This window comes from Streptomyces sp. NPDC016677, assembly GCF_055562815.1.
In genome coordinates this window covers 579,885-603,192 of record NZ_JBVHEO010000004.1, presented here as the reverse complement: position 1 = coordinate 603,192, position 23,308 = coordinate 579,885, and the positions used below count along the sequence as shown (strand labels likewise).

Genomic DNA, 23,308 nt, shown 5'->3' with positions numbered 1-23,308 from the left:
GCGGCACCTGACACCCTCACTGACGCATCTGCCAACTTCATAGCCCGCAGATCACGCTGATGCGAACTCGTAGGAGACTTCGAGCTTGCATCTGCGGCATTATCATCGGGACATCCCGCTGTCAGGAGTCCGAGGGAGTGGACCTGTGATGACCCGTGCCCGTGCTCGTGCCCGTGCCCGTACGCTGCCGGCGGCCGGAGCGGGCGTCGCCGCGCTGCTCGCGCTGAGTGCCTGCTCCTCGTCCGACGACTCCACGACGGCCACGCCGGACTCCTCCGCCTCGGACCAGCTGTCCGGCACGGTGACCGTCTTCGCCGCGGCCTCGCTGAAGGAGAGCTTCACGACGCTGGGCGAGACGTTCGAGAAGGCCCACCCCGGTACGAAGGTGACGTTCAGCTTCGGCGGCAGCGACTCCCTCGCGGCGAGCATCAACGGCGGCGCTCCCGCCGATGTCTTCGCCTCGGCCAGCCCCAGGACGATGAAGATCGTCACGGACGCCGGGGACGCGGCGGGCACCCCCGTCACCTTCGTCCGCAACCAGCTGGAGATCGCCACCCTGCCGGGCAACCCCGACAAGATCGCCTCGCTGGAGGACCTCACGGCCTCCGGTCTGAAGGTCGTGCTGTGCGCCGAGGAGGTGCCGTGCGGTGCCGCCGCCAAGACGGCCCTCGACGCCAGCGGTCTCGAACTGACGCCCGTCTCCTACGAGCAGGACGTCAAGGCCGCCCTGACCAAGGTCGAGCTGAAGGAGGCCGACGCGGCCGTCGTCTACAAGACCGATGTGCACGCGGCGGGTGACAAAGTGGAGGGCGTGGACTTCCCCGAATCCGCCGAGGCCGTCAACGACTATCCGATCGCCCGGCTGAAGGACGCCCGGAACAGCGCGGGCGCCGACGCGTTCATCGACCTGGTGCGGTCCGCCGAGGGGCAGAAGGTGCTGGCCGAGGCCGGGTTCCTGAAGTCGTGACCGGGGCCGACGAAGCCGTACGCGCCCGGCGCCGGCGGGCCCGGGCCCAGGTGCGCGGCGTGCCGCTGCCGCTGCTGGTGCCGGCGGTGATCGGGCTCGCGTTCCTGATCGTGCCGCTGATCGCCCTGCTCGTACGGACGCCCTGGTCGGGGCTGCCCCAGTTGCTGACCAGCGCCGAGGTGTGGCAGGCGCTGCGGCTGTCGCTGCTGTGCGCCACGGCGGCGACGGCGGTGAGCATGGTGATCGGGGTGCCGCTGGCCTGGCTGCTGGCCCGGGTGGAGTTCCCCGGGCGCGGTCTGGTGCGCTCCCTGGTGACGCTGCCGCTGGTGCTGCCGCCGGTCGTCGGCGGTGTCGCCCTGCTGATGGCGCTCGGCCGCAACGGCATCGTCGGGTCGTGGCTGGACGACTGGTTCGGCCTCACGCTGCCGTTCACCACCACCGGCGTGGTGATCGCGGAGGCCTTCGTCGCGATGCCGTTCCTGGTCATCAGCGTCGAGGGCACCCTGCGCGCCGCCGACCCGCGCTACGAGGAGGCGGCGGCCACCCTGGGCGCCTCCCGCTTCACCGCGTTCCGCCGGGTCACGCTGCCGCTGATCGCGCCGGGCATCGCGGCCGGCGCCGTACTGGCCTGGGCCCGGGCACTGGGCGAGTTCGGCGCGACGATCACCTTCGCGGGCAACTTCCCGGGCCGCACCCAGACCATGCCGCTCGCCGTCTATCTGGCGCTGCAGAGCGACCCCGAGGCCGCCACCGCCCTGAGCCTGGTGCTGCTGGCCGTGTCCGTCGCGGTCCTCGCCGGGCTGCGCGACCGATGGATGACCGCGGGATGAGCGGCAGAACGTACGGCGGGACGAACGGCAAGGTGACCGGCGGGATGAGCAACCTGACCGACAGCGCGGGCGCCGCACGCGGCGGCCTCGACGCCCGTCTCGTCGTCGAGCGCGGTACGTTCCGGCTGGACGTGGAGCTGGCCGTCGCGCCGGGCGAGGTGGTCGCCCTGCTCGGCCCGAACGGCGCCGGGAAGACCACCGCCCTGCGCGCCCTCGCCGGCCTGACCCCGCTCACCGACGGGTGGCTGCGGCTGGACGGCGCGGCGCTGGAGCGCACCCCGCCGGAGCTGCGCCCGGTCGGCGTCGTCTTCCAGGACTACCTGCTCTTCCCGCACCTGACCGCGCTGGACAACGTGGCCTTCGGGCCGCGCTGTCAGGGCGTGGGCAAGGCCGAGGCGCGGGCGCGGGCCGCCGCGTGGCTGGAGCGGCTGGGGCTCGCGGAGCACGCCGGGGTCAAGCCGCGCCGGCTCTCCGGCGGTCAGGCGCAGCGCGTCGCCGTCGCCCGCGCGCTGGCCACCCGGCCCCGGCTGCTGCTGCTCGACGAACCCCTCGCCGCGCTGGACGCCCGTACCCGGCTGGAGGTCCGGGCCCAGCTCCGGCGTCATCTCGCGGAGTTCGAGGCCGTCGCCGTGCTGGTCACGCACGACCCGCTGGACGCGATGGTGCTGGCGGACCGGCTGGTGGTCGTCGAGCACGGGCGGGTCGTGCAGGAGGGCAGTCCGTCCGGCATCGCCCGCCGGCCCCGTACCGACTACATCGCCCAGCTGGTCGGCCTGAACCTGTACCGGGGCGAGGCCGACGGGCACACCGTCCGGCTCGCCTCCGGTCCGTCCGTCGTCACCACCGAGGAGCTGTCCGGGCCGGTCTTCGTGGCGTTCCCGCCGAGCGCGGTCACCCTGCACCGGGACCGGCCCACCGGTTCCAGCGCCCGCAACCTGTGGCACTGCGAGGTCACGGGCATGGAGCCGCACGGGGACCAGATCCGGGCCGCGCTCCGCGGCGAACTGGCGCTCGCCGCGGACCTCAGCGCGGTCGCCGCGGCGGAACTCGACCTCCAGCCGGGCGCGGAGGTCTGGGCGACGGTGAAGGCGGCGCAGACTCACGCGTATCCGGACTGAGCGGCCGCCGGGTGCCTGTCGAACGGCCGTGGGGCGGGCTCATCCCGCCAGCGGGTTGGGCAGCGGCAGATAGCGGGCGGCGGCGCCGTCCGCCCCGGTCCAGCGCAGGAGGAGGTTGGTCTTGCCGGGCAGGGTGGGCGCGGTCAGCAGGGCGGGGATCTCGGGGAGGGCGTGCCCGGCCAGTTCGCGGCGGACGGCGGGCCAGGGGTCGAGGCCCGGGTGCCGTTCGGCCAGCGCCCCGGCGATCTCGGTGAGGTGGTTGACGACCAGGCAGTACACCAGCCGCTCCCAGCCGGCCTCCCGGGACACCTCCGGCAGCAGCTTGACGCCCTCGGCGTCCCGGAACAGGGCCTGTACGGGCGTCCCGTGGGCGTCGACCGCGACCAGGGTGTTCTGGAGGTGGGCCTCCAGGACGACGCCGTGGTCGTGGAAGGCGGTGAGGGCCGGGGGGACCACCTGGGCGAGGTACGCCTCCCACCAGGCGTCCGGGTCGGCGGTCGCGGCGAGCGGGCTGCCCGTGAAGCCCTCGGCCAGGCCGGCGGCGAGCAGCGGGGTGGCGCCGGGCAGCAGGTGGCCGTGGAGTCCGTCGCGGACCAGGACGGCGAGTTCCTCGAAGGCGAAGGCGGCGGTGCGGTAGCCGGTGTCGCCCAGCCAGGCGGCGGGGCGGGCCTGCGCGGCGAAGGCGGCGCGGGCCGCGGTGTCCGTGCGGCGCAGCCTGAGCAGGTCGTGGCGCCACAGCCGGCGGATGTCGTTGGTGATGCGCACGTCGAGGCTGAACTTGAGGAACAGGTCGCTCCGCGGCACGTAGAGGGTGCGGATCGCGGCCGTGGGCCAGGCGGGGGCGGCGGTCTCGCCCAGCCGGATCAGGCGGCCGTCGGCGAAGGCCGGGGCGAGGGCGTCGGCGACCAGGGCGAGCTGCCAGGGGTGCGCGGGCAGCAGCCGGTAGCCGGGCGGGGCCTCGCCCAGGGCGTCGAGGGCCCCGGTCCCGCCCTCCTCGACGACCGTGTCCGCGCGCAGGGCGAGGAGGGTCAGCGGGAAGCGGGCGTGCGCCTCGGGGGCGTAGGGCAGCCAGGCCGCGGCCGGGCCGCCGCCGCGGGCCTTGGGCGCGGGGTGGTGGGAGTGGCCGATGAGCAGGGCCTGTTCGGAACGGAGGTACGGGTCGGCGGGCGGCTCGGCGGCGGCGCGGGCGGTCAGCAGGGCGGCCACCGCGTCCCGGCTGTCGGTCATCTCGGTGGGCAGTTCGTGGTTGGGCAGGCCGGTGTGGAGGAGGAGTTCCTCGGCGACGAGTTTGACCAGTTCGGCGTGGTCGACGCGGCGCCAGCCGTCCGCCGTGCGGACCTCCGGTTCGGCGGGACGCCGGCCGCCGCGCACCCGCAGCAGCCGGCCCGTGCCCGGCAGCCGGTACGTGGGCCGGTCCCCGGGGCGGGGGCGGGTGCCTGTACGGGGGCCGTAGCCCGTGTCAGGGTGACGGCCCGGCAGGCGCTCGGCCACCTCGCGCAGCAGGCAGTTGAGCAGCGGCACCGCCGCACAGGCGTCGGCGAGCGCCGCGACGTCGTCCCGGGTCACGGCGTCGTCGTCGGCGGGCGGGGGCAGGACATCCACGCGTTCCACTCGTTCCCTACGGTCTGTCATGGGCGGAGAGGATCAGTATGTCTGGCCTCGTCACCGTGGCGTGACGCCCTGTTCGCAACCGAGTCGACCGAGTCCATGACCGAGCCCGTACCCGTCCCCACCCGCGTTCGTACCCGAGGAGCCCGACCGTGCACCGTCCCCCCACCGCCGAGGCCGAGGTCGCCGAGGAACTGGCCGCCGTCCGCCCCGGTCTCCTCCCCCGGTTCACGGCCGGACTCCCGGGCGCCCGAGCGGCCGTGCTGTCCCGGCTCTGGCGTGCGCTGGTCCATGACCCGCTGCCGTGGATCGCCCGCCGGGAACCAGCCGCCGGGGGCCTCGTCCTGCGCCTGCGCGACGGCCGTCGGCTGTACGGCCCGGCCGCCGACCCGTATCGCACCGACGCCTACGTCACCGCCGTCCGATGCGACGAGTGCGAGTACGCCGATCCGGCGCGGCTGATGACCGCTCTCGCCGTACCCGGTGCCGAGGGGTTCGCCGCCGAACTCGGGCACAGCGTCGCCTCGTTGGCGCTGTCCCGGGCGGGGCGGGAGGCGCGTCCCGCGTGGCCGGGGAGCGGCTGGGAGTGGGAGCAGCGCGTGGTCGACGGGCACCCCTTCCACCCCAACTGCCGTTCCCGGCCGGGCTTCTCGGTGGCCGAGCAGCTCGCCTACGCGCCCGAGCACGGGCCGGTGGTGTCGCTGGGGCAGGTGCCGGTGCCCGTGGAGGAGTGCCTGGTGTCCGGCGACTGGCCGGCCGGGATGCGGGACGGGGGGCGGCTGCTGCTGCCGGTGCACCCGTGGCAGGCGGCGCATGTGCTGAAGGGGCCGGGCGGTCAGGCGCCGGGGCGGCCGGGCGAGGAGGCGGCGAACGGGCTGGGCGAGGAGGCGGCGAACGGGCTGGGCGAGGGCGGCCCCCGGCTCGACGCGCACCCGCTGATGTCCCTGCGCACCCTCGCCGTGGCCGGCGGCACGGGGCCCGGCCCGCACGTCAAGACCGCGCTGAGCGCCCGGCTGACCTCCTCGGTACGGGACATCTCCGTCGCCTCGATCGCCGCGTCGGCGACCCTGTCGGCCTTCGGCGAGCTGCTGGCCGCGCGCTGCGAGGGGCTGCTGCACATCACCCGCACGCTGGGCGCGGCCACCGCCCACTCCCCCGATCTCGCCGCCGTGCTGCGGGAGTCGCCGGACGTGTACGGGGGGCCCGGTGAGCGGGTCGTCCCGGTGGCGGCGCTGGCGACCACCTCGCTGCCCCGGACGCCCGGCTGGACGGGACGGCTCGCCCGGCTCACGCTGCGGGTGGGGCTGCGCGCCCTGGAGCTGGGCGTTGCCCTGGAGGCGCACGGCCAGAACCTGCTGGTGGTGCTCTCCCCGGCGGGCGAACCGCTCCGGCTGGTCTACCGGGACCTGGCCGACCTCCGGGTCAGCCCGGCCCGGCTCGCCCGGCACGGCATCCCGATGCCGGACCTGCCCGCCCGCATGGTCACGGACGACGTCACGGTGCTGCGCCGCAAGCTGTTCGGGTCCCTGGTGGCGGGCGCGCTGGCCGGTACGGCGGGTTCCGGGCCGGCGCTGCGGACTGCTCTGGAGACGGCCGTACGGGACCTGCCGCGCACGCCGGACCTGGCGGCGCTGTGCGAGGAGGCGCTGCCCGCGAAGGCGCTGACGCTGATGCGGCTGTCGCCTCGGCGGCCGGGCGACCAGTGGGCCGCGCTGCCCAATCCCCTCCGGATGTGAACCCGCCGGCCCCCGCCCGTTTTGGATCACGGCACCCCGGGTCAATAGGATCCGCCGATGATCACAAGTAAACGGCTGGCGGCGGGTGTCTGCGCCCTGCTCGCCGCGCTGACGGCCGGGCTCGCCCTCCCGGCCCCGGCGTCCGCCGGCGAACCCACCGGCGAGGACGCGCCCCAGGTCGACCTCGTGCTCGACGTCAGCGGCTCCATGCGGACCAAGGACATCGACGGCGGGACCCGGATGGCCGCGGCGAAGCAGGCGTTCAACGAGGTGCTCGACGCGACCCCCGAGGAGGTGCGTCTCGGCATCCGGACCCTCGGCGCGGACTATCCGGGCGACAACCAGAAGACGGGCTGCAAGGACACCGCCCAGCTCTATCCGGTCGGTCCGCTGGACCGCACGGAGGCCAAGACGGCGGTGGCGACGCTGACGCCGACCGGCTGGACGCCGATCGGTCCCGCGCTGCTGGCGGCGGCCGGTGACTTCGGCGACGGCTCCGGGTCCAAGCGGATCGTGCTGATCAGTGACGGCGAGGACACCTGCGCGCCGCTCGACCCGTGCGAGGTGGCCCGCGAGATAGCCGCCAAGGGCATCGGGCTGACCATCGACACGCTCGGCCTGGTCCCCAACTCCACGATGCGCCAGCAGCTCAGCTGCATCGCGGAGGCGACCGGCGGGACGTACACGTCGGTCGAGCACGCCGACGAACTGACCGACAAGGTCAGCCAGTTGGTGGACCGGGCGGCCGACCCGGTGGTGACGCCGGTCGCCACCGAGGGCGCGGACCGCTGCGCTGCGGCGCCGACACTGAAGTCGGGTCTGTACACCGACCGCGAGGAGTTCGGGCAGCAGCGCTGGTACCGCGTGGACGTGGCCCCGGGGCAGGAGCTGCGGACCTCGGTGAGCGTGTCGGCCGACCGTGCCGTGAGCCCCTCGTACGGCGTGCTGCTGCGGGCGGTCACCGCGCACGGCCGGGAGATCGTGCGCGGCGAGGCCGCGGGCGACGGGCGTACGGACGTGATCTCGACGGGGCTGCGGTACCCGAAGGCCGAGGTCGACGAGGACGAGGAAGGGCAGGGGGACGCCACCGAGACCGTGTGTCTCGAAGTGGCCCACTCCTTCTCGGCGGCCTCGGGGGTGAAGACCACCCCCGGTCTGCCGCTGGAGCTGACCGTCGACGTCGTGGACGGTCCGAGCCAGGCGTCCGACGTGGCCTCCTTCGGGCTGGGCCGCGGCTGGTGGCTGCTGGGCGCGCTGATCGTGGTGGGCTTCCTCGCCGGACTGGTGTGGGGCTGGGTGTCGCGCTGGCGCGTCGCCGTCTGGAGGACCAACTGATGCGGATCACAGGACTGGTGGGCGCGGCACTGCTGGCGCTCGGACTGGCCGCGGCACCCGCGGCGGCGGACTCCTCGCCGAGCCCTTCGGCCGAGGACGGCGCGCCCACGCGGGCGGGTACGTCGTTCCGGACGGCGACGGAGATCGACCAGGGGCAGCGGGCGACCGCGAGCGGCTCCGCGGGCGACTACCTGTACTGGTCGTTCCCGGCGGACGCCGGACAGCGCCCCACGGTGAAGGCGACCGTGAAGCTGCCGGACACGCACGCGTCCCAGACCTGGCAGGTCGACGTGTACGACGGGCTGCGCCGCCGGCAGGCCTGCCAGTACGGAGCCCAGACGCGCACCGCGGCGGCGGGCACGTCCACCCTCGAACTGACCTGTGTCCTGCGCACGGTCCGGGCCTGGTCCGAACCGTGGGCCAATGATCCGCTGCCGGGCACGTACTACGTCCGGCTGACGGCCCTGGGCCTGCCGACGTCGGACCTCGGTCTGCCGGTCGGCACGGAGGTCCGGGCCGACTCCGAGGACATGGGCGGCGCGGCGGCGGTGGACGGCTCGCTGTCCGAGCCGCTGGTGCCGGGGATCGCGGTGACCTCCGCCCAGGACGACGAGGAGGAGTCGTCGGACTCCGCCGTGCTGTCCGCGATCGAGCCCGAGGACGGCTGGTCCTCCGGCTGGTGGTCCGACCGGTGGGTGTGGACGGGCGTGGGCGCGGTGCTGGCCGCGCTGGCGGGCATCGGCGGCTACGCGCTGACCCGCGGCTCGGGCCGGCCCCGCGGGGTCCCGCCGGGGGTCTGACACCGACGACCGCTCTTCCAGGAAGGCCCGCCCGCCCGGCGGGCCTTCTCGCGTACGCGCGGTCCTCGCCGGCGGCCCGAGCGGCCGGCCCGGAGGGCGTCCCTAGGCCGCGGCCTCCCGCAGCGCCTTCGCCAGTACGCCGTCCCCCGTCACCTCGACGCGCCCGGCCCGTACCGCGTCGGTCAGGCTCGTCTCGCCCCGGCCGACGGCGGCGCAGGTGCCGGCGTCCAGGGTCAGGCGGGCGTCGGGTTCGCGGGGGGCGGGGCCCTCTCCGTAGGCCGGGCCGTCCGTGGCGCCGGCGTAGAGGTGGAAGACGCCGTCGTGGAAGTCCCCTTCCTCCAGCCGCACCTCGACGACGCCCTCGCCGTCCAGGGCGCTCAGCAGCGGCAGCGCGAACCAGTGGGCGCGCAGGGCGTCCGTGGGCCGCCGCTCGTCCATCTCGCCCGCGCCCCAGCCGCCCAGCGCCTGGAGCACGGGCAGCAACTCACGGCCGCGCGCGGTGAGTTCGTAAACGTAGGCCGCCGCGGGCGGGGGCAGGCGGCGGCGGGTGGTCAGTCCGTCGCGTTCCATGTCCTTCAGCCGGGAGGCGAGTACGTCCGTGCTCACGCCCGGCAGGTCCGCGTGCAGGTCGGTGTAGCGGCGCGGTCCGGCCAGCAGTTCCCGGACGATCAGCAGGGTCCAGCGGTCGCCGACGACGTCGAGGGCGCGGGCGGCGGAGCAGTACTGGTCGTAGCTTCGGCGGCGAGGTGACATGCGACGCAGTGTAGACAATGTGTTGGACTTTCCAAGCGTGAACTTGGTAAAACCAAGCAACACCAGATACCGGAGGGGAAGCGGCGCATGGAGTTCCGGCAGTCGAACAAGCTCAGCGAGGTCTGCTACGAGATCCGCGGCCCGGTGATCGAGCACGCCGACGCGCTGGAGGAGGCGGGCCACAGCGTGCTGCGCCTGAACACCGGCAACCCGGCGCTGTTCGGGTTCGAGGCGCCGGAGGAGATCGTCCAGGACATGATCCGCATGCTGCCGCAGGCGCACGGCTACACCGACTCGCGCGGCGTCCTCTCCGCCCGCCGCGCGGTCGCCCAGCGCTACCAGACCCTCGGCCTGGAGGTCGGGGTGGACGACGTGTGGCTCGGCAACGGCGTCTCCGAGCTGGTGTCGATGGCCGTGCAGGCGCTGGTGGAGGACGGCGACGAGGTCCTGATCCCCGCCCCCGACTTCCCCCTGTGGACGGCGGTGACGACCCTCGCGGGCGGCAAGGCGGTCCACTACCTGTGCGACGAGCAGGCCGACTGGTACCCGGACCTCGCCGACATGGAGTCGAAGATCACCGACCGCACCAAGGCGGTCGTCGTCATCAACCCCAACAACCCCACCGGCGCGGTCTACCCGAAGGAGGTCCTGGAGGGCATCCTCGACCTGGCCCGCCGGCACGGCCTGATGGTCCTCGCCGACGAGGTCTACGACCGCATCCTCTACGACGGCGAGGTCCACCACTCGACGGCGGCCCTCGCCCCCGACCTGGTGGTCCTCACCTTCTGCGGACTGTCGAAGACGTACCGGGTGGCGGGGTTCCGCTCCGGCTGGCTGGTGGTGACGGGTCCCAAGCAGCACGCGCGCGACTACCTGGAGGGCCTGACGATGCTGGCCTCCATGCGGCTGTGCGCCAACGCGCCCGCCCAGTACGCCATCCAGGCCGCGCTGGGCGGCCGGCAGTCCATCCACGAGCTGACCGCGCCGGGCGGGCGGCTGTGCGAGCAGCGGGACGTGGCGTGGGAGAAGCTCAACGAGATCCCGGGCGTGTCGTGCGTGAAGCCCAAGGGGGCGCTGTACGCCTTCCCGCGCATCGATCCCAAGGTGCACCGCATCCACGACGACGAGAAGTTCGTCCTCGACCTGCTGCTGCGGGAGAAGATCCAGGTCGTCCAGGGCACCGGCTTCAACTGGCCGGCCCCCGACCACTTCCGCATCCTCACCCTGCCGCGGGCGGAGGACCTGGAGGCGGCGATCGGGCGGATCGGGCGGTTCCTGGACGGGTACCGGCAGTAGACCGGCCGTAGCCTTGCGGTATGGGTGATCTCTTCCTCGTACGGCACGGCGAGACCGAGTGGTCGCGGTCCGGGCGGCACACCGGGCTGACGGACGTGCCGCTGACCGAGCGCGGCCGGGAACAGGCGCGCGCTCTGGTGCCGTTGATCCGCTCGCACCGGATCGGGGCCGCGTTCGTGAGCCCGTTCCAGCGCGCCCGGGAGACGGCCGAGCTGATCGGACTGCACGGGGTGCGGATCGACCCCGACCTGCACGAGTGGGACTACGGCGGCTACGAGGGGATCACGACGCCGCGGATCCAGCGGGACCGGCCGGACTGGTTCCTGTTCACGGACGGGGTCGCGCCCGGTCCGCCGGACCACCCCGGGGAGACGCCGGAGGAGGTCGGGGAGCGGGCCGACCGGGTGCTGGGGAAGGTGGACGCCGCGCTGGCGGACACCGAGGGGTGCGTGGTGCTGGTGGCACACGGGCACTTCCTGCGTGTGCTCACCGCCCGGTACCTGGGCCTGCCGGCCTCCCACGGGGCCCTGTTCCAGCTGGCGACGGGGACGCTGTGCCGGCTGGGCGCCGAGCACGGGCGGCCGGTGATCGCGGCCTGGAACGTACGGCCGGGGCCGCCCTCGTAACGTGCCGCGCCGCGAAGTTACCCGTGCGTTCCGCACGGCGGAGTGGTGACAGCGGCAACTGTGCAGGCCCCTGCGGCCCGTGGCACCGTCGGAGCAGTCAGCGGCCGATGGGAGGGAGCGGGCATGAACAAGGGCTACGCCGTGTACTGCGACGCGGACCCGTGTTTCTACGACGCCCCGCACCGCGTCGCCGCCCGGCCGGGCAGCGGCGGACGGGCCCGGTACGCCCTGGCCTCGGCGCCCGTCCCGGAGGGCTGGCGGCGCAACGAGTCCGGGGACTGGCTGGCGCTGCGCCCGGCCGGCGCCGGACTGCCCGACCAGGGCTGGAAGATCCATGTCTCCGCCTGTCTCGACAACGCCGAGTCGGTCCTGGAGCGGGTGTGGCGGCACTGTGTGGCCGGGGGTACGGCCTTCAAGTTCGTGCCGAGCCGTTATCTGCTGCACCAGCGCAACGCCAAGTACGCGGACCGGGCCGGCAGCGGCAAGTTCATCACCGTGTACCCGGCCGACGAGGAGCGGTTCGAGCGGCTCGCGGGTGAGCTGTCGCGGCTGCTGGCCGGTGAGCCGGGGCCGCACATCCTCAGCGACCTGCGGCTGGGCGAGGGCCCCGTGCACGTGCGGTACGGCGGCTTCACCCGGCGCGAGTGCTACGACGCCGACGGCGAGCTGCGCCCGGCGGTGGCCGGTCCCGACGGGGTGCTCGTGCCCGATCCGCGCGGGCCCGTCTTCCGGGTGCCCGAGTGGGTGACCGTACCGGCCTTCCTCCGTCCGCACCTGGACGCCCGCTCCGCGACGACCGTGGCGGACATCCCGTACACGATCGAGTCGGCGCTGCACTTCTCCAACGGCGGGGGCGTCTATCTCGGCCGGGACCGGCGCACCGGCGAGCGGGTCGTCCTCAAGGAGGCCCGGCCGCACGCCGGTCTCGCGGCCGACGGCGCCGACGCGGTGACCCGGCTGCACCGCGAACGGCGGGCGCTTCAGGCGCTGTCGGGCCTGGACTGCACACCCGAGGTGCTGGACCACCTCACCGTCGGCGAGCACCACTTCCTCGTCCTGGAGTACCTGGACGGCAAGCCGCTCAACACGTTCTTCGCGCGCCGCCACCCGCTCATCGAGGCCGACCCGGGCCGGCGGCGGCTGGCCGAGTACACCGACTGGGCGCTCGATGTCCACGCCCGGGTGGAGAAGGCCGTGGCGGACGTCCACGCGCGGGGCGTGGTCTTCAACGACCTGCATCTGTTCAACATCATGGTCCGGGACGACGGCGGTGTCGCCCTGCTGGACTTCGAGGCCGCGCACCACGTCGACGAACCGGGCCGGCAGACCGTCGCCAACCCGGCCTTCGTGGCGCCCGCGGGCCGGCGGGGCGTGGCGGTGGACCGGTACGCGCTGGCCTGTCTGCGTCTCGCCCTGTTCCTGCCGCTCACCAGCCTGTTCGCCCTGGACCGGCAGAAGGCGGCGCACCTCGCCGACCTGGTGGCCGAGCAGTTCCCGGTGGACCGGGCGTGGCTGGACGCGGCGGTCGACGAGATCACCGACGGTGCGGCGGGCGCGTCCCCGGCCCGTGGGGCGGCCGGGCCGGTGGTCCCCGTCGCGCCGGGTGACTGGCCGCGCAGCCGGGAGTCGATGGCCGCGGCGATCCACGCGTCGGCGACCCCGTCCCGTACGGACCGGCTGTTCCCCGGGGACATCGCGCAGTTCGCGACGGCGGGCGGCGGGCTGGCGTTCGGCCACGGCGCGGCGGGGGTGCTGTACGCGCTGGCCGTCAGCGGCGCGGACCGCGACGAGGACGAGGAGCAGTGGCTCCTGGACCGGACCGAGCAGCCGCCCTCGGGGATGCCGCTCGGTTTCCACGACGGACTCGCCGGGATCGCCTGGACGCTGGAGCACCTCGGCCATCGCGACCGCGCGCTCGGCCTCGCCGGGCTGCTCCTCGACCAGTCCTTCGACGCCCTCGCCCCGGACCTGTACGGCGGCACCGCCGGGCTCGGCCTGGCCCTGGACTCGCTGGCGGCCACGACCGGGGACGCCGCGCTGCGGTCCGCCGCCCTGCGCTGCGCCGACCTGACGGCCCGTGGAGTGCGTGACGGCTCGTCCGCCCGGCCGCGCGCGGGGCTGCTGCACGGCGCGACGGGCGGCGCCCTGCTCTTCCTGCGGCTGTACGAACGCACCGGGGACACCGGGCTGCTCGACCTCGCGCGCGACGCCCTGCGCCGGGACCTCGCCCGCTGCGTCCGGGGCGCGGGCGGCGCGCTCCAGGTGGACGAGGGCTGGCGCACCATGCCCTACCTGGGCGCGGGCAGCGTGGGCATCGGGATGGTGCTCGACGACTACCTGGCGCACCGCCACGACGAGGAGTTCGCGCGGGCGAGCGACGAGATCGTGGCCGCGGCGCAGGCCATGTTCTACGCCCAGCCGGGCCTGTACCGGGGTGTGGCCGGGATGGTGCTGCACCTCGCGCGCACCACGGCCACCGGACCCGGCACCGGTGCCGGGGCGGTCCGGCGCCAGCTCGACGCGCTGTCCTGGCACGCCCTGTCGTACCGCGGCCGGCTCGCCTTCCCCGGTGAGCAGATGATGCGGCTGTCCATGGACCTGTCCACGGGGACGGCCGGCTGTCTGCTGGCCGTCGCCTCCGCGCACGGCGGCCCGCGCGCCGGGCTGCCGTTCCTCCCGCCGCCGCGCCCCCGCGCGGCGGCCCCCGACTCGGCCCCGTCCGGGGTCGTGACGCAACAACGGCACCCGTTGCCGCACCAGAAGGAGATGTCATGAACCTGTTCGAACTGCAGTCGCTGGAGACCCCGAAGGACGAGGCCATGGGCGACGTCGAGACCGGCAGCCGCGCCAGCCTGCTCCTCTGCGGCGACAGCAGCCTGAGCGTCACGACCTGTAACTGACGACGCCGCTCGGCACCGGCGCCCCGGGTTCCCGCCCGGGGCGCCGGGTGCGCGTCCGGCGGAAGGAGGCCCCTTGGGAACCGGTGGCGCGCGGCCGGGGCGGACACCCGAACTGCTGGTGCTGCTGTGCTCGGTGGGGGCGGCGGGGGCCGCGGTGGCCCAGCCCCTCGTGCTCGGCCGCACCCTGGACCTGCTGCTGCGCGGCGCGGACGCGGGCCGCTGGCTCGCGCTGAGCGCCGGGCTGCTCCTCGGCGAACTGCTGCTGGACACGCTCACCGCGCTGTTCACCGGCCGCTGCACCGCCGGCTGGACGGCCTCGGTCCGCTCCCGCGCCTTCGCCGGACTGCTGGGCTCCGTACCCGACCGGGCCCGGGAGTTCAGCCCGGGGGACGTCGGGACCCGGCTGACCCTCAACGCCGCCGCCGCGGGGGGTGCCCCGGCCGCCCGGGCCGCGCTGGCGGCCTCGCTGGTCACACCGGCCGGCGCGCTGGTGGCGCTGGCCTTCGTCGACGTATGGGTGGCGGCGTGCGTCCTGGCCGGGCTGCCCGCGCTGGCGCTGGTGCTGCGGGCGTTCGCGCGGGACTCCGGCGCGTCGGTCGCCGCCTATCAGCGCGTCCAGTCGGAGATCGCCACCCGGCTCCTGGAGGCCCTGGACGGCGCGGCGACGATCGCCGCGGCGGGGACGGCGGCACGGGAGCGGGAGCGGGTGCTGGCGCCGCTGCCCGAACTGGGTTCGCTCGGCCGGCGGATGTGGGCGCTGCACGGCCGGGCGCTGGGCCGCAGCGGCGTCCTGGTGCCCCTGCTGGTGCTGGCCGCCACCGCCGTCGGGGGCCTGCGCCTGGCGGCGGGCGCCCTGAGTGTGGGCGGCCTGCTCGCCGCCTGCCGGTACGCGCAGCTGGCGGCCGGCGTCGGCGGGGCCGCGTCGTTGCTGGGCGCGGTCGTGCGGGGCCGCCAGGCGCGCGCCCGGACCCGGGAGCTGGAACGGCTGCCCGCGCTGGCGTACGGCACCCGGCGGCTGCCGCCGGGCGGACCGGGCGCGCTCGAACTGCGCGGGGTGCGGGTGGTGCGCGACGGCCGGGAGGTGCTGCGCGCCGACGACCTGCGGGTGCCGGGCGGCGCCACCGCGGCGGTGGTCGGCCGCGGCGGGGCGGGCAAGTCCGTACTGGTGGCCGTGGCGGGGCGGCTGACCGACCCCGACGAGGGGCGGGTGCTGCTGGACGGTGTCCCCCTGGACCGGCTGAGCCGTCAGGCGTTGCGCGGCGAGGTCGCCTTCGCCTTCGAACGCCCGGTGCTGGGCGAGGGCACGGTCGCCGAGGCGGTCGCCGCGGGGGCGCGGCGGGCCTCGCCCGAGCGGGTGCGGGGCGCGCTGGCCGCCGCCGGCGCCGACGGCTTCGTACGCCGGCTGCCGCGCGGTGACGGCACGCCGCTGGCGTCGGCGCCCCTGTCCGGGGGTGAGCACCAACGCCTCGGACTCGCGCGGGCCTTCGCGCACGCGGGACGCCTGCTGATCATGGACGACGCGACGTCCAGTCTGGACACGGCCACCGAGCACGAGGTGGACCGGGCGCTGCGCCGCTCCCCGCGGCCGGGCACCCGCCTGGTCGTCGCCCACCGGCCGTCGGTCGCCGACCGGGCGGATCTGGTGATCTGGCTGGAGGAGGGCCGGGTGCGGGCCGTCGCCACCCACCGCGAACTGTGGCACACGGCCGACTACCGCGCGGTCTTCGCCGCGGGCGGCGCGGGCGCCGTGCCTTCCCCGGCACGCCCCCCGGCATCCGAGCGGGCACGGCCGTGAACTCCGCCGACCGGGGCGGCGCGGCACCCACCGCGCGGGACGGCTCCGGGGCGCTGCGCCGGGTCAGGGGGCCGGCCCGGCGGTTCCTCGGCCGGCGCAGGAAGGTGCTGGCGCGGCTCGCGGCGTGGTCGGTGGTGGAGGCGGGGCAGGCGTTCCTGGTGGGGTACGGGGTCGCCCACAGCGTCGATCAGGGGTTTCTCGCCGGCGACACCCGCGGGGGGCTGCTGTGGCTCGCGCTCGCCCTGGTCGCCGTACTGTCCGGGGCGCCGGTGATCCGGGGCGTGTTCGCCGGGCTGGCCGGGCTGACCGAGCCGCTGCGCGACGGGCTGGTCCGGCGGGCCGTCGACCGGTCCCTGGCCCGGGCGCTGCACGGGCCGGGCGGGGCCGACCGGGCGGCCGTCTCCCGGCTGACCAACCAGGTCGAGATCGCCCGGGACAGCTTCGCCGGTCTCGTCCTCACACTGCGCTCGTTCGTCTTCACCGCCGCCGGGGCCCTGCTCGGCCTGCTGTCCCTGCATCCGGCGCTGCTCGTGGTGGTCCTGCCCCCGCTGCTGGGCGGTCTGGCCCTGTTCCTGGTGACGCTGCGGCCCATGGCGGCGGCACAGCGTCGTGCCCTGGCGGCCGACGAGGCGCTGGGCGACCACGCGGCGCGGACCCGGGCGGCGTTGCGTGATCTCACGGCCTGCGGGACCGGTCCCGACAGCGCCCGGCACGGTGCCCGCCTGGTCGCCGACGCCGCCGCGACGGCCCGTGCCCTGGCCGGCTGGGCGGCGGTGCGTACGGCGGCGCTGGGCGTCGCCGGGCACCTGCCCGTACTGGCGCTGCTGGCCGCCGTGCCCTGGCTGCGCGGCCGGGGCGTGACGGCGGGCGCGCTGCTGGGCGCGTTCACCTATCTCGTCCAGTCCCTGCTGCCCGCCCTGCACACCCTGATGACCGCCCTCGGCGCGGCGGGCGCGCGTCTGCTGGTCGTCCTGGACCGCATCACCGGGCCCGGGCCGTGGCCCACGGCGACGGGCGGCACGGGGGCGGCGGGCGCGAGCGGCGCGGAGGCGGCCGGCGGCACGGGCACGGCGGGCGGTACGGGGGCGGCAGCGGACGACACAGGCACGACAGACCGTACGAGGGCGGCAGCGGACGACACGGGCACGACAGACCGTACGGGGGCGGCAGCGGGCGACACGGGCACGGCAGACCGTACGGGGGCGGCAGCGGACGACACAGGCACCACAGACCGTACGGAGGCGGCAGCGGGCGACACAGGCACGGCAGACCGTACGAGGGCGGCGGGCCGCATGGCGGCGTCATCGGCGTTTCAGGACAGGCGGACGGAGGGAGAGACGGCCGTGGAGCTGCGTTCCGTCTCCCTTTCCTACGGCGCCCGTGCCGAGCCGGTCCTCGACGCGCTGGACCTGCGCCTCGCCCCCGGCGAGCACGTCGCCGTCGTGGGGCCCAGCGGCATCGGCAAGTCGACGCTGGTCCGCCTGATCGCGGGGACCCTCGCGCCGGACCGCGGGGAGGTGCGGGTGGCCGGACAGGCGGTGACCGGCCGCGCCGCCACCGACCTGGCCGCCTCGCGGGCCCTGGTGCCGCAGGAGGCGTACGTCTTCTCCGGCACCGTGGGCGACAACCTCGCCTATCTGCGTCCGGACGCGAGCCGCGCCGACCTCGACGCGGCCGTCGGGGCGCTCGGCCTGCGGTCCCTGGTGACGCGGCTGGGCGGGCTCGACGGCCCGCTGCGACCCGCCGAACTGTCCGCCGCGGAGAGGCAGTCGATCGCGCTGGCGCGCGCGTTCCTGTCCCCCGCTCCGCTGCTGCTGCTCGACGAGGCCACCTGTCACCTCGACCCGGCGGCCGAGGCGCGCGCCGAAGCGGCGCTCGCCCGGCGGCCGGGCACGCTGCTGGTCGTGGCGCACCGGCTGTCGTCCGCCGTGCGGGCCGACCGGGTGCTGGTCCTGGACGGCGTACGCGCGGTGTGCGGCACCCACGCGGAGGTACTGGCCCGTTCGCCGCTCTACCGGGACCTGACGGGCCACTGGAACGCGGGGCCGCACCGGGAGACCTGACGGCGGCGCGTCACGTCCAGCCGGCGTTCTGCAGGATGCGGATCGCGTCGGCCCGGTTGCGGGCGCCGACCTTGCGGACCGCCGTGGCCATGTAGTTGCGTATGGTCCCCTGGGACAGGTGCAGACAGGCCGCTATCTCGGCCATCGGCGCCCCTTGGGCGGCCAGGGACAGCACACTCAGCTCACGGCTGGTCAGCGGCATCTCCGCGCCTTCGAGCAGGGCCACGGTGAGCGTCGTGTCGAGGAAGCGCTCCCCCTTGGCCACCGTGTGCACCGCTGTGATCAGCCGCTGGGCCGGGGCGTTCTTGTCGACCAGTCCGAGCGCGCCGGCGTCGAACGCCCTGCGCAGCACGCCCGGCCGTCTGGGCGTGGCCAGGACGACGAGCCGTTCCCCGCACTCCGCCCGGAACGGCGCTTCCCGCGCCCCTTGCGCCCCTTGGGGCCCTTGAGGCCCTTGAGGCCCTTGCAGGCACTCGCCGTCCACTACGCACACGTCCCTCGGCAGCGCCTGGCGATCCGGCACACCTGCGCGCGGGGACAGGGACGACACCTCCAGCGCGCCGTCGGATCTGAGCAGTTGCACCAGCGCCGACCGCAGCAGTTCCTCGTCGTGCACCACGAGAACGCGGACCATGTCCCACCCCTTGTCAGCGGCTGTCCGGGCAGGGCAACCGACTCGACTCCTCCCGCGCCAGGAGCCATGTGCCCTGATTCGTACCGAGGGAACACCATGCGGAAGGGCGTACGAGGCTCATCGGAGTCATTCCGCCGTTCCCCGCGCTCAAAAGGAGGCGAAACGGCGACGCGCACGCGGACGAGATCCGGCCGGGACACCCGCCGTCCAGGGGGCGGCACCGGCGGGTGCGGCGGCGGACGCCCGTGCCGCAGCGGCGTCCCGGTGACCTGCACGACAGCACACGCCTCCCCGGCCGGCGGCCCAGCCGGGGCACGGAGGCGCCGAGCGGCGGACCCCTTCCGCCCCCGACCGGGGCGGCCGGAAAACGCCTCCGCGCAATCTGGCGCGAACCCTTCGCCCAGCTGTTCGCTGTTCGCACCTACGCGCCCGGTATCCACACCGCGACCGGATCACCCTTCGGCACAGGAGCCGCAGGACCGGCAGAGATGGGGTGCCGGACGGATGGTGATGTCAGCGGCTCCCTCTCCTGGTGCTGCTCCGCCGGGTCCTCAACGGCGACTCCTGCCTCGCCTTCCTCGCCGAACCGCTGCCGGCCGAGTGCGGCGACCGGGCCCGGCGCCGCTCCGGGCGCCGGATCAGGGCCGTGGCCTTCCCGAGGCAGAAGTCGCTGCGGGAGTTCGGCTTCGACGCCGACCCCAGCGTCGATGCCGCCGTTGTCCACGCTCGTCAACGAACTCGTCGAGGCCGCGGACGAGCAGCTTTTCCGTCATCAGGCGGAGGACGTCCTGCCACGCGCGCTCAGCGCTTGTCCACGACGAGCCCGCCGTTCAGGATCACCATGCTGAGGTCCCGGAGGTTGCCGATGTCCGCGGTGGGATCAGCGTTCAGCACGAGCAGGTCGGCGCGCTTGCCGGGGGCCACCGTGCCCAGGTCGGGTCGGACACACTGCCGCGACGCGCCGCTGGTGCCTGCGGCCAGCACCTGGGTGGGCGTCATCCCGGCCGCCACCATGAGTTCGGCCTCGTCCAGGGTGTTGGCTCCGAACAGGCCCCGACCGCTGAAGGTGTCGCTGCCCAGCGCGATGTGCACGCCGGCCTCAGCGACCTTCTTGAGATTGCCACGGGCGTCCGGGTGAGCGTCGTCGATCCAGAGCGTGGGCGTGTAGGTGATGCCGTGTTCGAGCATCAGGTCGATGAGCGAGTGGTCGGTGAGGGGCTCGACGGTGACACCGTGCTCCAGGCCGTCCGCCCCAGCCTCGATCGCCTCACGTGCCGCGGCTTGCTGGGTGGTGTGGACGGTGACCCGGAGGCCTCGCTCGTGCCCGGTCTCGATACCCGCCCGAAGGACATCGAGGGGAAGCCGTTCCAACTCGACACCACCAGGAAAGGCAGGATTCTGCCAGAGGTACGCCGGCCCGCCGGAGTGTGCGCACGCGCCTTCCGACAGCAGTTTGATCGCGTCCACCTTGCGGTCGGCGAGGTGGTGCACCAGGTCGCGGATCTGCTGCACGCTGTCGACCTCTCCCGTCCAGCGCTCGCGCGCCCAGGGGTTGCCGCTGAAGATGGTGGCGGCGGGATGCCCGTCGCGTCCGGTGATACCGCACCCGGTGGCCAGCAGTCGCGGGCCCGGCAGCGCGCCCGCGGCGATTTTGGCCCGCGTGTCCAGGATTCCGCCCGTCGGATCGCCCACCGACTTGATGGTGGTGATCCCGTGGTCGAGGAACAGCCCGAGCCTTCCGGGTAGCTCGTTCTCCTCGAAGGCCCGCATCGAACGCGGATCGGAGACCGCGTGTACGTCGTAGAAGTGGATATGAGTGTCTATCAGGCCCGGCATGACCCATCCTTCGGCCGCATCCACCTCCTGTCTGCCCCTGAGCGGCTCGGCCGAGACGGAAGCGATCTCTCCGCCGTTGATGCCGACGTCGTACAGACCGGCGAGCGCCTGGCGGCCGTCGAAAACATGTGCGCGGCTGATCACGAGGTCGTACGTCGCAGGGCCGCGAGCTTCGGCGCTCGCGAGTGCTTCGGACTCCTGGGGCATCGCTCTCACTCCTGGTGCGTTCTGAGTAGGTGTTCTGGCCGTAGTGCACGCGGACGGATCATGCGGCCGCTGACATCGGGAGCCAGGAGGGCCGGGAGTGGCCGGGCATGAAAAACTGTAACCAATGGAGTTATAGTTAAGTCATGCGTCAGGACGCCGAGCGGGTACGCGTCAGCGCCTGATCAGTGGTTGCCCGGTTCGCTGTCGGAGGCCAGTATCCGATGCAACAGGCCGGCGATCGTCGTCCTGCCGAGCCGCTCCTCCAGAGCCCGTTCGGCACTCTGGAACTCGACGTCAAGCAGGTCGCCGATGTTGCGTCCGATCTCGCACGTCCGGCTGGGCGGATGGGCGTACCGCGAGAAGATCTGCCCCTCCTCGACGGCGGCGTACGCGTCATAGAGCGTGATGTCCCGCGCGGCGCGGGCAAGGGACCAGCCCCCCGCTCGCCCCTCGGTGGACCACACCAGATCAGCGTCCCGCAGACGGCCGAGAACGCGCCGTACGAGCACTGGATTGCTTTCGAGGCTGTCCGCGATCTCCGCGGACGTCAACGAGCCCCCACGCCGGTGCGCCAGCATCGCGAGCGCGTGAATCGCGATCGCGCTCCTACTGCTGAGCCCCGCCATCTCCCTGTTCCTTACCGCCATTGGTTAACTGCACCCACAGTAGTTGCAGTTGAATCGACAGTCAACCGGGTTGCCCTGAAGGCGCATGACTCACGTAAGGACCCAGGGGCAGGCGTGGCGATCGAACCAGTGACCGAACTCTGGACTGGGGACGCGCTGCTGCGGTCGAGCGGTACCTCACCGGTGCGGGCATCGCGAAGTCCTCTGCGCGGATCTACCGGATCTCGCTGACGACGTGGCGGTGGATGCTCGCCGGCGAACCGGCACCGACCGGACCCGCCCGCCGGGGCGCGAAGCCACCCGTCTTCCCCGTCACCGCGATCGACGACCCGGCGCCGCCGGAGGCTCTGGCCGAGCCGGCGGCGGCACGGGCGGACGAGATGGACGCCGACACCGTCAACCGCGAACTGTCCATCGCCCGCACGGCGATCGGATGGTGGCAGCGCCAGGGCTGGATCGACGGCGACCCGACGATCGGCATCGGGCGGCGTCCGGCACCGCCGGACCGCGCCAAGCCCCTGGCCGAGAACCAGATCGCCGCCCCGTGGCGCCTGGACGTCGCCCTACGGGAGAAGACGTTCTGGAAGATGCTCCACGAGTCGGCGGCCCGCACCGACGAGGTGCTGTGCCTGACCGTGGAAGACCTGTACCCGCAGGACAAGCGCGGCAGGATCACCGCCAAGGGCGGGGCGACCGAGTGGATTCACTGGCAGTCCGGCACCGCCCAGCTCCTGCCCCGACTCACCGCCCGCCGCACCCTGGGCCGGCTGTTCCTCACCGACCGCACGGCCCCGGCTGGAACGCCGACGCTCGACGTGTGTCCAGAGGCCGGCCGCGCCCGGCTCTCCTGCCGCCGGGCCGAGGAGATCTTCGAGGAGAACACCCGGCTGCCGGCCGACCCGCTCGCCTCACCCGAAGACATCGAGGACCTGGACGGCTGGGCATGACGCCGAGGACGGTACGTCCACCCCGATGCTGCTGGCCCGCTCTCGCCACGCCTCCGCCGCTCCCTGGAGCGGTACGCCCGTCCCGGCGTCGACGCGGTCGCCCGACACACCGGGGAACGCGACCCCGCCGCACGTCGCCGCACATGACACCCGCCGTTCGCGGGTGGTGACAATGTTCCTACCGGCACCCCGAGATGCCGAGGAGGGAGCGTGCCATGTCCCGGCCGCCGACCGCCGCGCAGCGGCGGGTCATCGACGCCGCCGATCCCGTCACCGGGAGGCTGAAGGGGACCCGGGCGCAGCTCGCGGCCCTGGTGAAGCAGGGGTTCGCCTTCCGGCACCCGCGTCCGCCGCACGACCACTTCCTGACGCCGGCCGGCCATCGGATACGGGAGTCCGCGCCGGAAGGCGGCGGTACGGCGCCGGAGGCCGCCGAGGCGGCGCCGCCCGCCGCCGACGACGGCGTCTTCGTCGCGCGGGTCGGCGGCGAGGAGACCGGGCCCGCCGGGCCGGGCCGGCTCCGGGAGGTGCGGGGCGCCTGGCAGGGGCTGCTGGAGCTGCGCCGGATGACCAACCCGGACGGCGCGACGGACCGGCCCTGCGGCTGGGAGCGGACCCATCTGGTGCGGGCCGCCGCACTCGCCCTGGAGGCGGCCGGGCACCGGCCGGCGGCCCCGGACACCGACGGCTACCGGGTGCGGGCCACCCCTCAGCCCGACGCGGTCGCCGTGTACGCGCCGGACGCCGGGGCGCTGCGGGCGGCGGCGGACACCCTGGAGCGGGCCGGCTGGCAGGCGGGCGAGTACACGGAGCCGCGGACCAGGGCCCGCTATCTGCTGGCGTCACCGCGCCGGGTGTGACGGGCAGACCGGGAACAGCCGGTTCGGTCGGCCCGTCCAGGAGAACCGCTCATGTGCGGGCACCGGCGCCGGATCCGCTCTCGCCGGTGACCACCCGGCCGGTGCCGAGCCGGCGGAACGGCTCGGAGAGCGTCGGCACCTCGAACGCCGGGACTCGGGGGGACCGTGCCTCGGACGGCCGGTTCCACCCGCCCCTCGTCGCACACCCCGCTGACGACCCGTACCCCGGCCGTGTCGCCGGCGGTCTGCCGGATGCGACGGCGGCACGCAGCGGACGTGACGGACGACCTCGCCGCGCGCCGGGTCCAGGGTCAGGCCCGCCCGGCGCAGCACCGGCGGGGCTGCGACCCGCGCCGGATGCGGCGGGCGCC

19 protein-coding genes and 2 pseudogenes are annotated in these 23,308 nt (G+C 74.6%); 15 read left to right on the top strand and 6 right to left on the bottom strand.

Annotated features, from left to right (window positions below):
- Positions 1 to 148: 148 nt before the first annotated feature.
- Genes modA through ACZ3IG_RS16110 form a run of 3 tightly spaced genes read left to right on the top strand, consistent with a single transcriptional unit; the run spans position 149 to position 2,915 of the window.
- A complete protein-coding gene (gene modA / locus ACZ3IG_RS16120) occupies positions 149 to 967 on the top strand; it encodes a molybdate ABC transporter substrate-binding protein (RefSeq protein ID WP_467432445.1) in 819 nt (272 codons plus the stop codon).
- Positions 964 to 1,797 (top strand): molybdate ABC transporter permease subunit, encoded by an 834-nt coding sequence (modB, locus tag ACZ3IG_RS16115; protein WP_467432442.1) that lies wholly within the window; start codon positions 964 to 966, stop codon positions 1,795 to 1,797. The genes modA and modB overlap by 4 nt, the downstream gene beginning before the upstream one ends.
- Before the next feature lie 44 nt (positions 1,798 to 1,841).
- Positions 1,842 to 2,915: an ABC transporter ATP-binding protein gene (locus tag ACZ3IG_RS16110; protein WP_467432485.1), complete on the top strand. Its 1,074-nt coding sequence runs from the start codon at positions 1,842 to 1,844 to the stop codon at positions 2,913 to 2,915.
- Between the two features lie 39 nt (positions 2,916 to 2,954).
- On the opposite strand, the gene ACZ3IG_RS16105 is transcribed toward ACZ3IG_RS16110, so the two are convergent.
- Positions 2,955 to 4,526, bottom strand: coding sequence for an IucA/IucC family protein (locus ACZ3IG_RS16105; RefSeq protein WP_467432482.1), 1,572 nt, complete (start codon positions 4,524 to 4,526; stop codon positions 2,955 to 2,957).
- A gap of 149 nt (positions 4,527 to 4,675) precedes the next feature.
- Here ACZ3IG_RS16105 and ACZ3IG_RS16100 point away from each other — a divergent pair, with 149 nt between their 5' ends.
- From ACZ3IG_RS16100 to ACZ3IG_RS16090, 3 genes are read left to right on the top strand one after another with little or no spacing between them, the layout of a single operon-like run.
- Positions 4,676 to 6,259 (top strand): IucA/IucC family protein, encoded by a 1,584-nt coding sequence (locus ACZ3IG_RS16100; RefSeq protein WP_467432441.1) that lies wholly within the window; start codon positions 4,676 to 4,678, stop codon positions 6,257 to 6,259.
- A gap of 57 nt (positions 6,260 to 6,316) precedes the next feature.
- Positions 6,317 to 7,594: a VWA domain-containing protein gene (locus tag ACZ3IG_RS16095; RefSeq protein WP_467432440.1), complete on the top strand. Its 1,278-nt coding sequence runs from the start codon at positions 6,317 to 6,319 to the stop codon at positions 7,592 to 7,594.
- Entirely contained in the window at positions 7,594 to 8,394 is an 801-nt protein-coding gene (locus tag ACZ3IG_RS16090) for a hypothetical protein (RefSeq protein ID WP_467432439.1), read from the top strand. The genes ACZ3IG_RS16095 and ACZ3IG_RS16090 overlap by 1 nt, the downstream gene beginning before the upstream one ends.
- Positions 8,395 to 8,496: 102 nt before the next feature.
- Here ACZ3IG_RS16090 and ACZ3IG_RS16085 read toward each other — a convergent pair whose 3' ends face one another.
- Positions 8,497 to 9,147, bottom strand: coding sequence for a winged helix-turn-helix transcriptional regulator (locus tag ACZ3IG_RS16085; protein WP_467432438.1), 651 nt, complete (start codon positions 9,145 to 9,147; stop codon positions 8,497 to 8,499).
- Between the two features lie 87 nt (positions 9,148 to 9,234).
- Here ACZ3IG_RS16085 and ACZ3IG_RS16080 point away from each other — a divergent pair, with 87 nt between their 5' ends.
- The 6 genes from ACZ3IG_RS16080 to ACZ3IG_RS16055 all read left to right on the top strand — a co-directional run bounded on the left by ACZ3IG_RS16080 (position 9,235) and on the right by ACZ3IG_RS16055 (position 17,827).
- Entirely contained in the window at positions 9,235 to 10,443 is a 1,209-nt protein-coding gene (locus ACZ3IG_RS16080; RefSeq protein WP_467432437.1) for a pyridoxal phosphate-dependent aminotransferase, read from the top strand.
- Positions 10,444 to 10,463: 20 nt separating this feature from the next.
- On the top strand, positions 10,464 to 11,069 hold the full coding sequence (locus ACZ3IG_RS16075; protein WP_467432436.1) for a histidine phosphatase family protein: 606 nt from the start codon (positions 10,464 to 10,466) through the stop codon (positions 11,067 to 11,069).
- 123 nt (positions 11,070 to 11,192) lie between these two features.
- Positions 11,193 to 13,844 (top strand): class III lanthionine synthetase LanKC, encoded by a 2,652-nt coding sequence (gene lanKC / locus ACZ3IG_RS16070; RefSeq protein ID WP_467432433.1) that lies wholly within the window; start codon positions 11,193 to 11,195, stop codon positions 13,842 to 13,844.
- Positions 13,841 to 13,969: a mycelium formation morphogenetic lantipeptide SapB gene (gene ramS / locus ACZ3IG_RS16065; RefSeq protein WP_215167632.1), complete on the top strand. Its 129-nt coding sequence runs from the start codon at positions 13,841 to 13,843 to the stop codon at positions 13,967 to 13,969. Before lanKC ends, ramS begins: the two co-directional genes overlap by 4 nt.
- 73 nt (positions 13,970 to 14,042) lie before the next feature.
- A complete protein-coding gene (locus tag ACZ3IG_RS16060; protein WP_467432432.1) occupies positions 14,043 to 15,764 on the top strand; it encodes an ATP-binding cassette domain-containing protein in 1,722 nt (573 codons plus the stop codon).
- Positions 15,761 to 17,827, top strand: coding sequence for an ATP-binding cassette domain-containing protein (locus tag ACZ3IG_RS16055; protein ID WP_467432431.1), 2,067 nt, complete (start codon positions 15,761 to 15,763; stop codon positions 17,825 to 17,827). The genes ACZ3IG_RS16060 and ACZ3IG_RS16055 overlap by 4 nt, the downstream gene beginning before the upstream one ends.
- A 10-nt stretch (positions 17,828 to 17,837) precedes the next feature.
- Here ACZ3IG_RS16055 and ACZ3IG_RS16050 read toward each other — a convergent pair whose 3' ends face one another.
- Positions 17,838 to 18,461, bottom strand: a complete 624-nt coding sequence (locus ACZ3IG_RS16050; RefSeq protein ID WP_467432428.1) for a LuxR C-terminal-related transcriptional regulator — start codon at positions 18,459 to 18,461, stop codon at positions 17,838 to 17,840.
- 574 nt (positions 18,462 to 19,035) lie between these two features.
- Between ACZ3IG_RS16050 and ACZ3IG_RS16045 the strand changes: the two are divergent.
- A pseudogene (locus ACZ3IG_RS16045) lies at positions 19,036 to 19,185 on the top strand (IS21-like element helper ATPase IstB); the annotation flags it as partial.
- Between the two features lie 77 nt (positions 19,186 to 19,262).
- Here the strand turns inward: ACZ3IG_RS16045 and ACZ3IG_RS16040 are convergent.
- On the bottom strand, positions 19,263 to 20,504 hold the full coding sequence (locus ACZ3IG_RS16040) for an amidohydrolase family protein (protein WP_467432427.1): 1,242 nt from the start codon (positions 20,502 to 20,504) through the stop codon (positions 19,263 to 19,265).
- Positions 20,505 to 20,686: 182 nt separating this feature from the next.
- On the bottom strand, positions 20,687 to 21,130 hold the full coding sequence (locus tag ACZ3IG_RS16035; protein ID WP_467432425.1) for an Rrf2 family transcriptional regulator: 444 nt from the start codon (positions 21,128 to 21,130) through the stop codon (positions 20,687 to 20,689).
- Between the two features lie 245 nt (positions 21,131 to 21,375).
- Here ACZ3IG_RS16035 and ACZ3IG_RS16030 point away from each other — a divergent pair, with 245 nt between their 5' ends.
- Together ACZ3IG_RS16030 and ACZ3IG_RS16025 are read left to right on the top strand one after the other, a co-directional pair.
- On the top strand, positions 21,376 to 22,077 hold the full coding sequence (locus ACZ3IG_RS16030) for a hypothetical protein (protein ID WP_467432423.1): 702 nt from the start codon (positions 21,376 to 21,378) through the stop codon (positions 22,075 to 22,077).
- Positions 22,078 to 22,292: 215 nt separating this feature from the next.
- Positions 22,293 to 22,937 carry a hypothetical protein gene (locus ACZ3IG_RS16025; RefSeq protein WP_467432421.1) on the top strand — a complete coding sequence of 215 codons (645 nt, stop codon included), beginning with the start codon at positions 22,293 to 22,295 and terminating at the stop codon, positions 22,935 to 22,937.
- A gap of 255 nt (positions 22,938 to 23,192) precedes the next feature.
- On the opposite strand, the pseudogene ACZ3IG_RS16020 reads toward ACZ3IG_RS16025, so the two are convergent.
- Positions 23,193 to 23,291, bottom strand: a pseudogene (locus tag ACZ3IG_RS16020) (response regulator transcription factor); the annotation flags it as partial.
- Between the last annotated feature and the right edge of the window lie 17 nt (positions 23,292 to 23,308).

Excerpts from the sequence above, each read along its gene's own strand:
- ACZ3IG_RS16110 (WP_467432485.1), top strand. The coding sequence starts at position 1,842 with ATGAGCAACCTGACCGACAGCGCGGGCGCCGCACGCGGCGGCCTCGAC.
- ACZ3IG_RS16075 (WP_467432436.1), top strand. The coding sequence starts at position 10,464 with ATGGGTGATCTCTTCCTCGTACGGCACGGCGAGACCGAGTGGTCGCGG.
- modA (WP_467432445.1), top strand. The coding sequence starts at position 149 with ATGACCCGTGCCCGTGCTCGTGCCCGTGCCCGTACGCTGCCGGCGGCC.
- ACZ3IG_RS16040 (WP_467432427.1), bottom strand. The coding sequence starts at position 20,504 with ATGCCCCAGGAGTCCGAAGCACTCGCGAGCGCCGAAGCTCGCGGCCCT.
- ACZ3IG_RS16080 (WP_467432437.1), top strand. The coding sequence starts at position 9,235 with ATGGAGTTCCGGCAGTCGAACAAGCTCAGCGAGGTCTGCTACGAGATC.
- ACZ3IG_RS16025 (WP_467432421.1), top strand. The coding sequence starts at position 22,293 with ATGTCCCGGCCGCCGACCGCCGCGCAGCGGCGGGTCATCGACGCCGCC.
- ACZ3IG_RS16035 (WP_467432425.1), bottom strand. The coding sequence starts at position 21,130 with ATGGCGGGGCTCAGCAGTAGGAGCGCGATCGCGATTCACGCGCTCGCG.
- ACZ3IG_RS16095 (WP_467432440.1), top strand. The coding sequence starts at position 6,317 with ATGATCACAAGTAAACGGCTGGCGGCGGGTGTCTGCGCCCTGCTCGCC.
- ACZ3IG_RS16050 (WP_467432428.1), bottom strand. The coding sequence starts at position 18,461 with ATGGTCCGCGTTCTCGTGGTGCACGACGAGGAACTGCTGCGGTCGGCG.
- lanKC (WP_467432433.1), top strand. The coding sequence starts at position 11,193 with ATGAACAAGGGCTACGCCGTGTACTGCGACGCGGACCCGTGTTTCTAC.
- ACZ3IG_RS16090 (WP_467432439.1), top strand. The coding sequence starts at position 7,594 with ATGCGGATCACAGGACTGGTGGGCGCGGCACTGCTGGCGCTCGGACTG.
- ACZ3IG_RS16085 (WP_467432438.1), bottom strand. The coding sequence starts at position 9,147 with ATGTCACCTCGCCGCCGAAGCTACGACCAGTACTGCTCCGCCGCCCGC.
- ACZ3IG_RS16030 (WP_467432423.1), top strand. The coding sequence starts at position 21,376 with ATGCTCGCCGGCGAACCGGCACCGACCGGACCCGCCCGCCGGGGCGCG.
- ramS (WP_215167632.1), top strand. The coding sequence starts at position 13,841 with ATGAACCTGTTCGAACTGCAGTCGCTGGAGACCCCGAAGGACGAGGCC.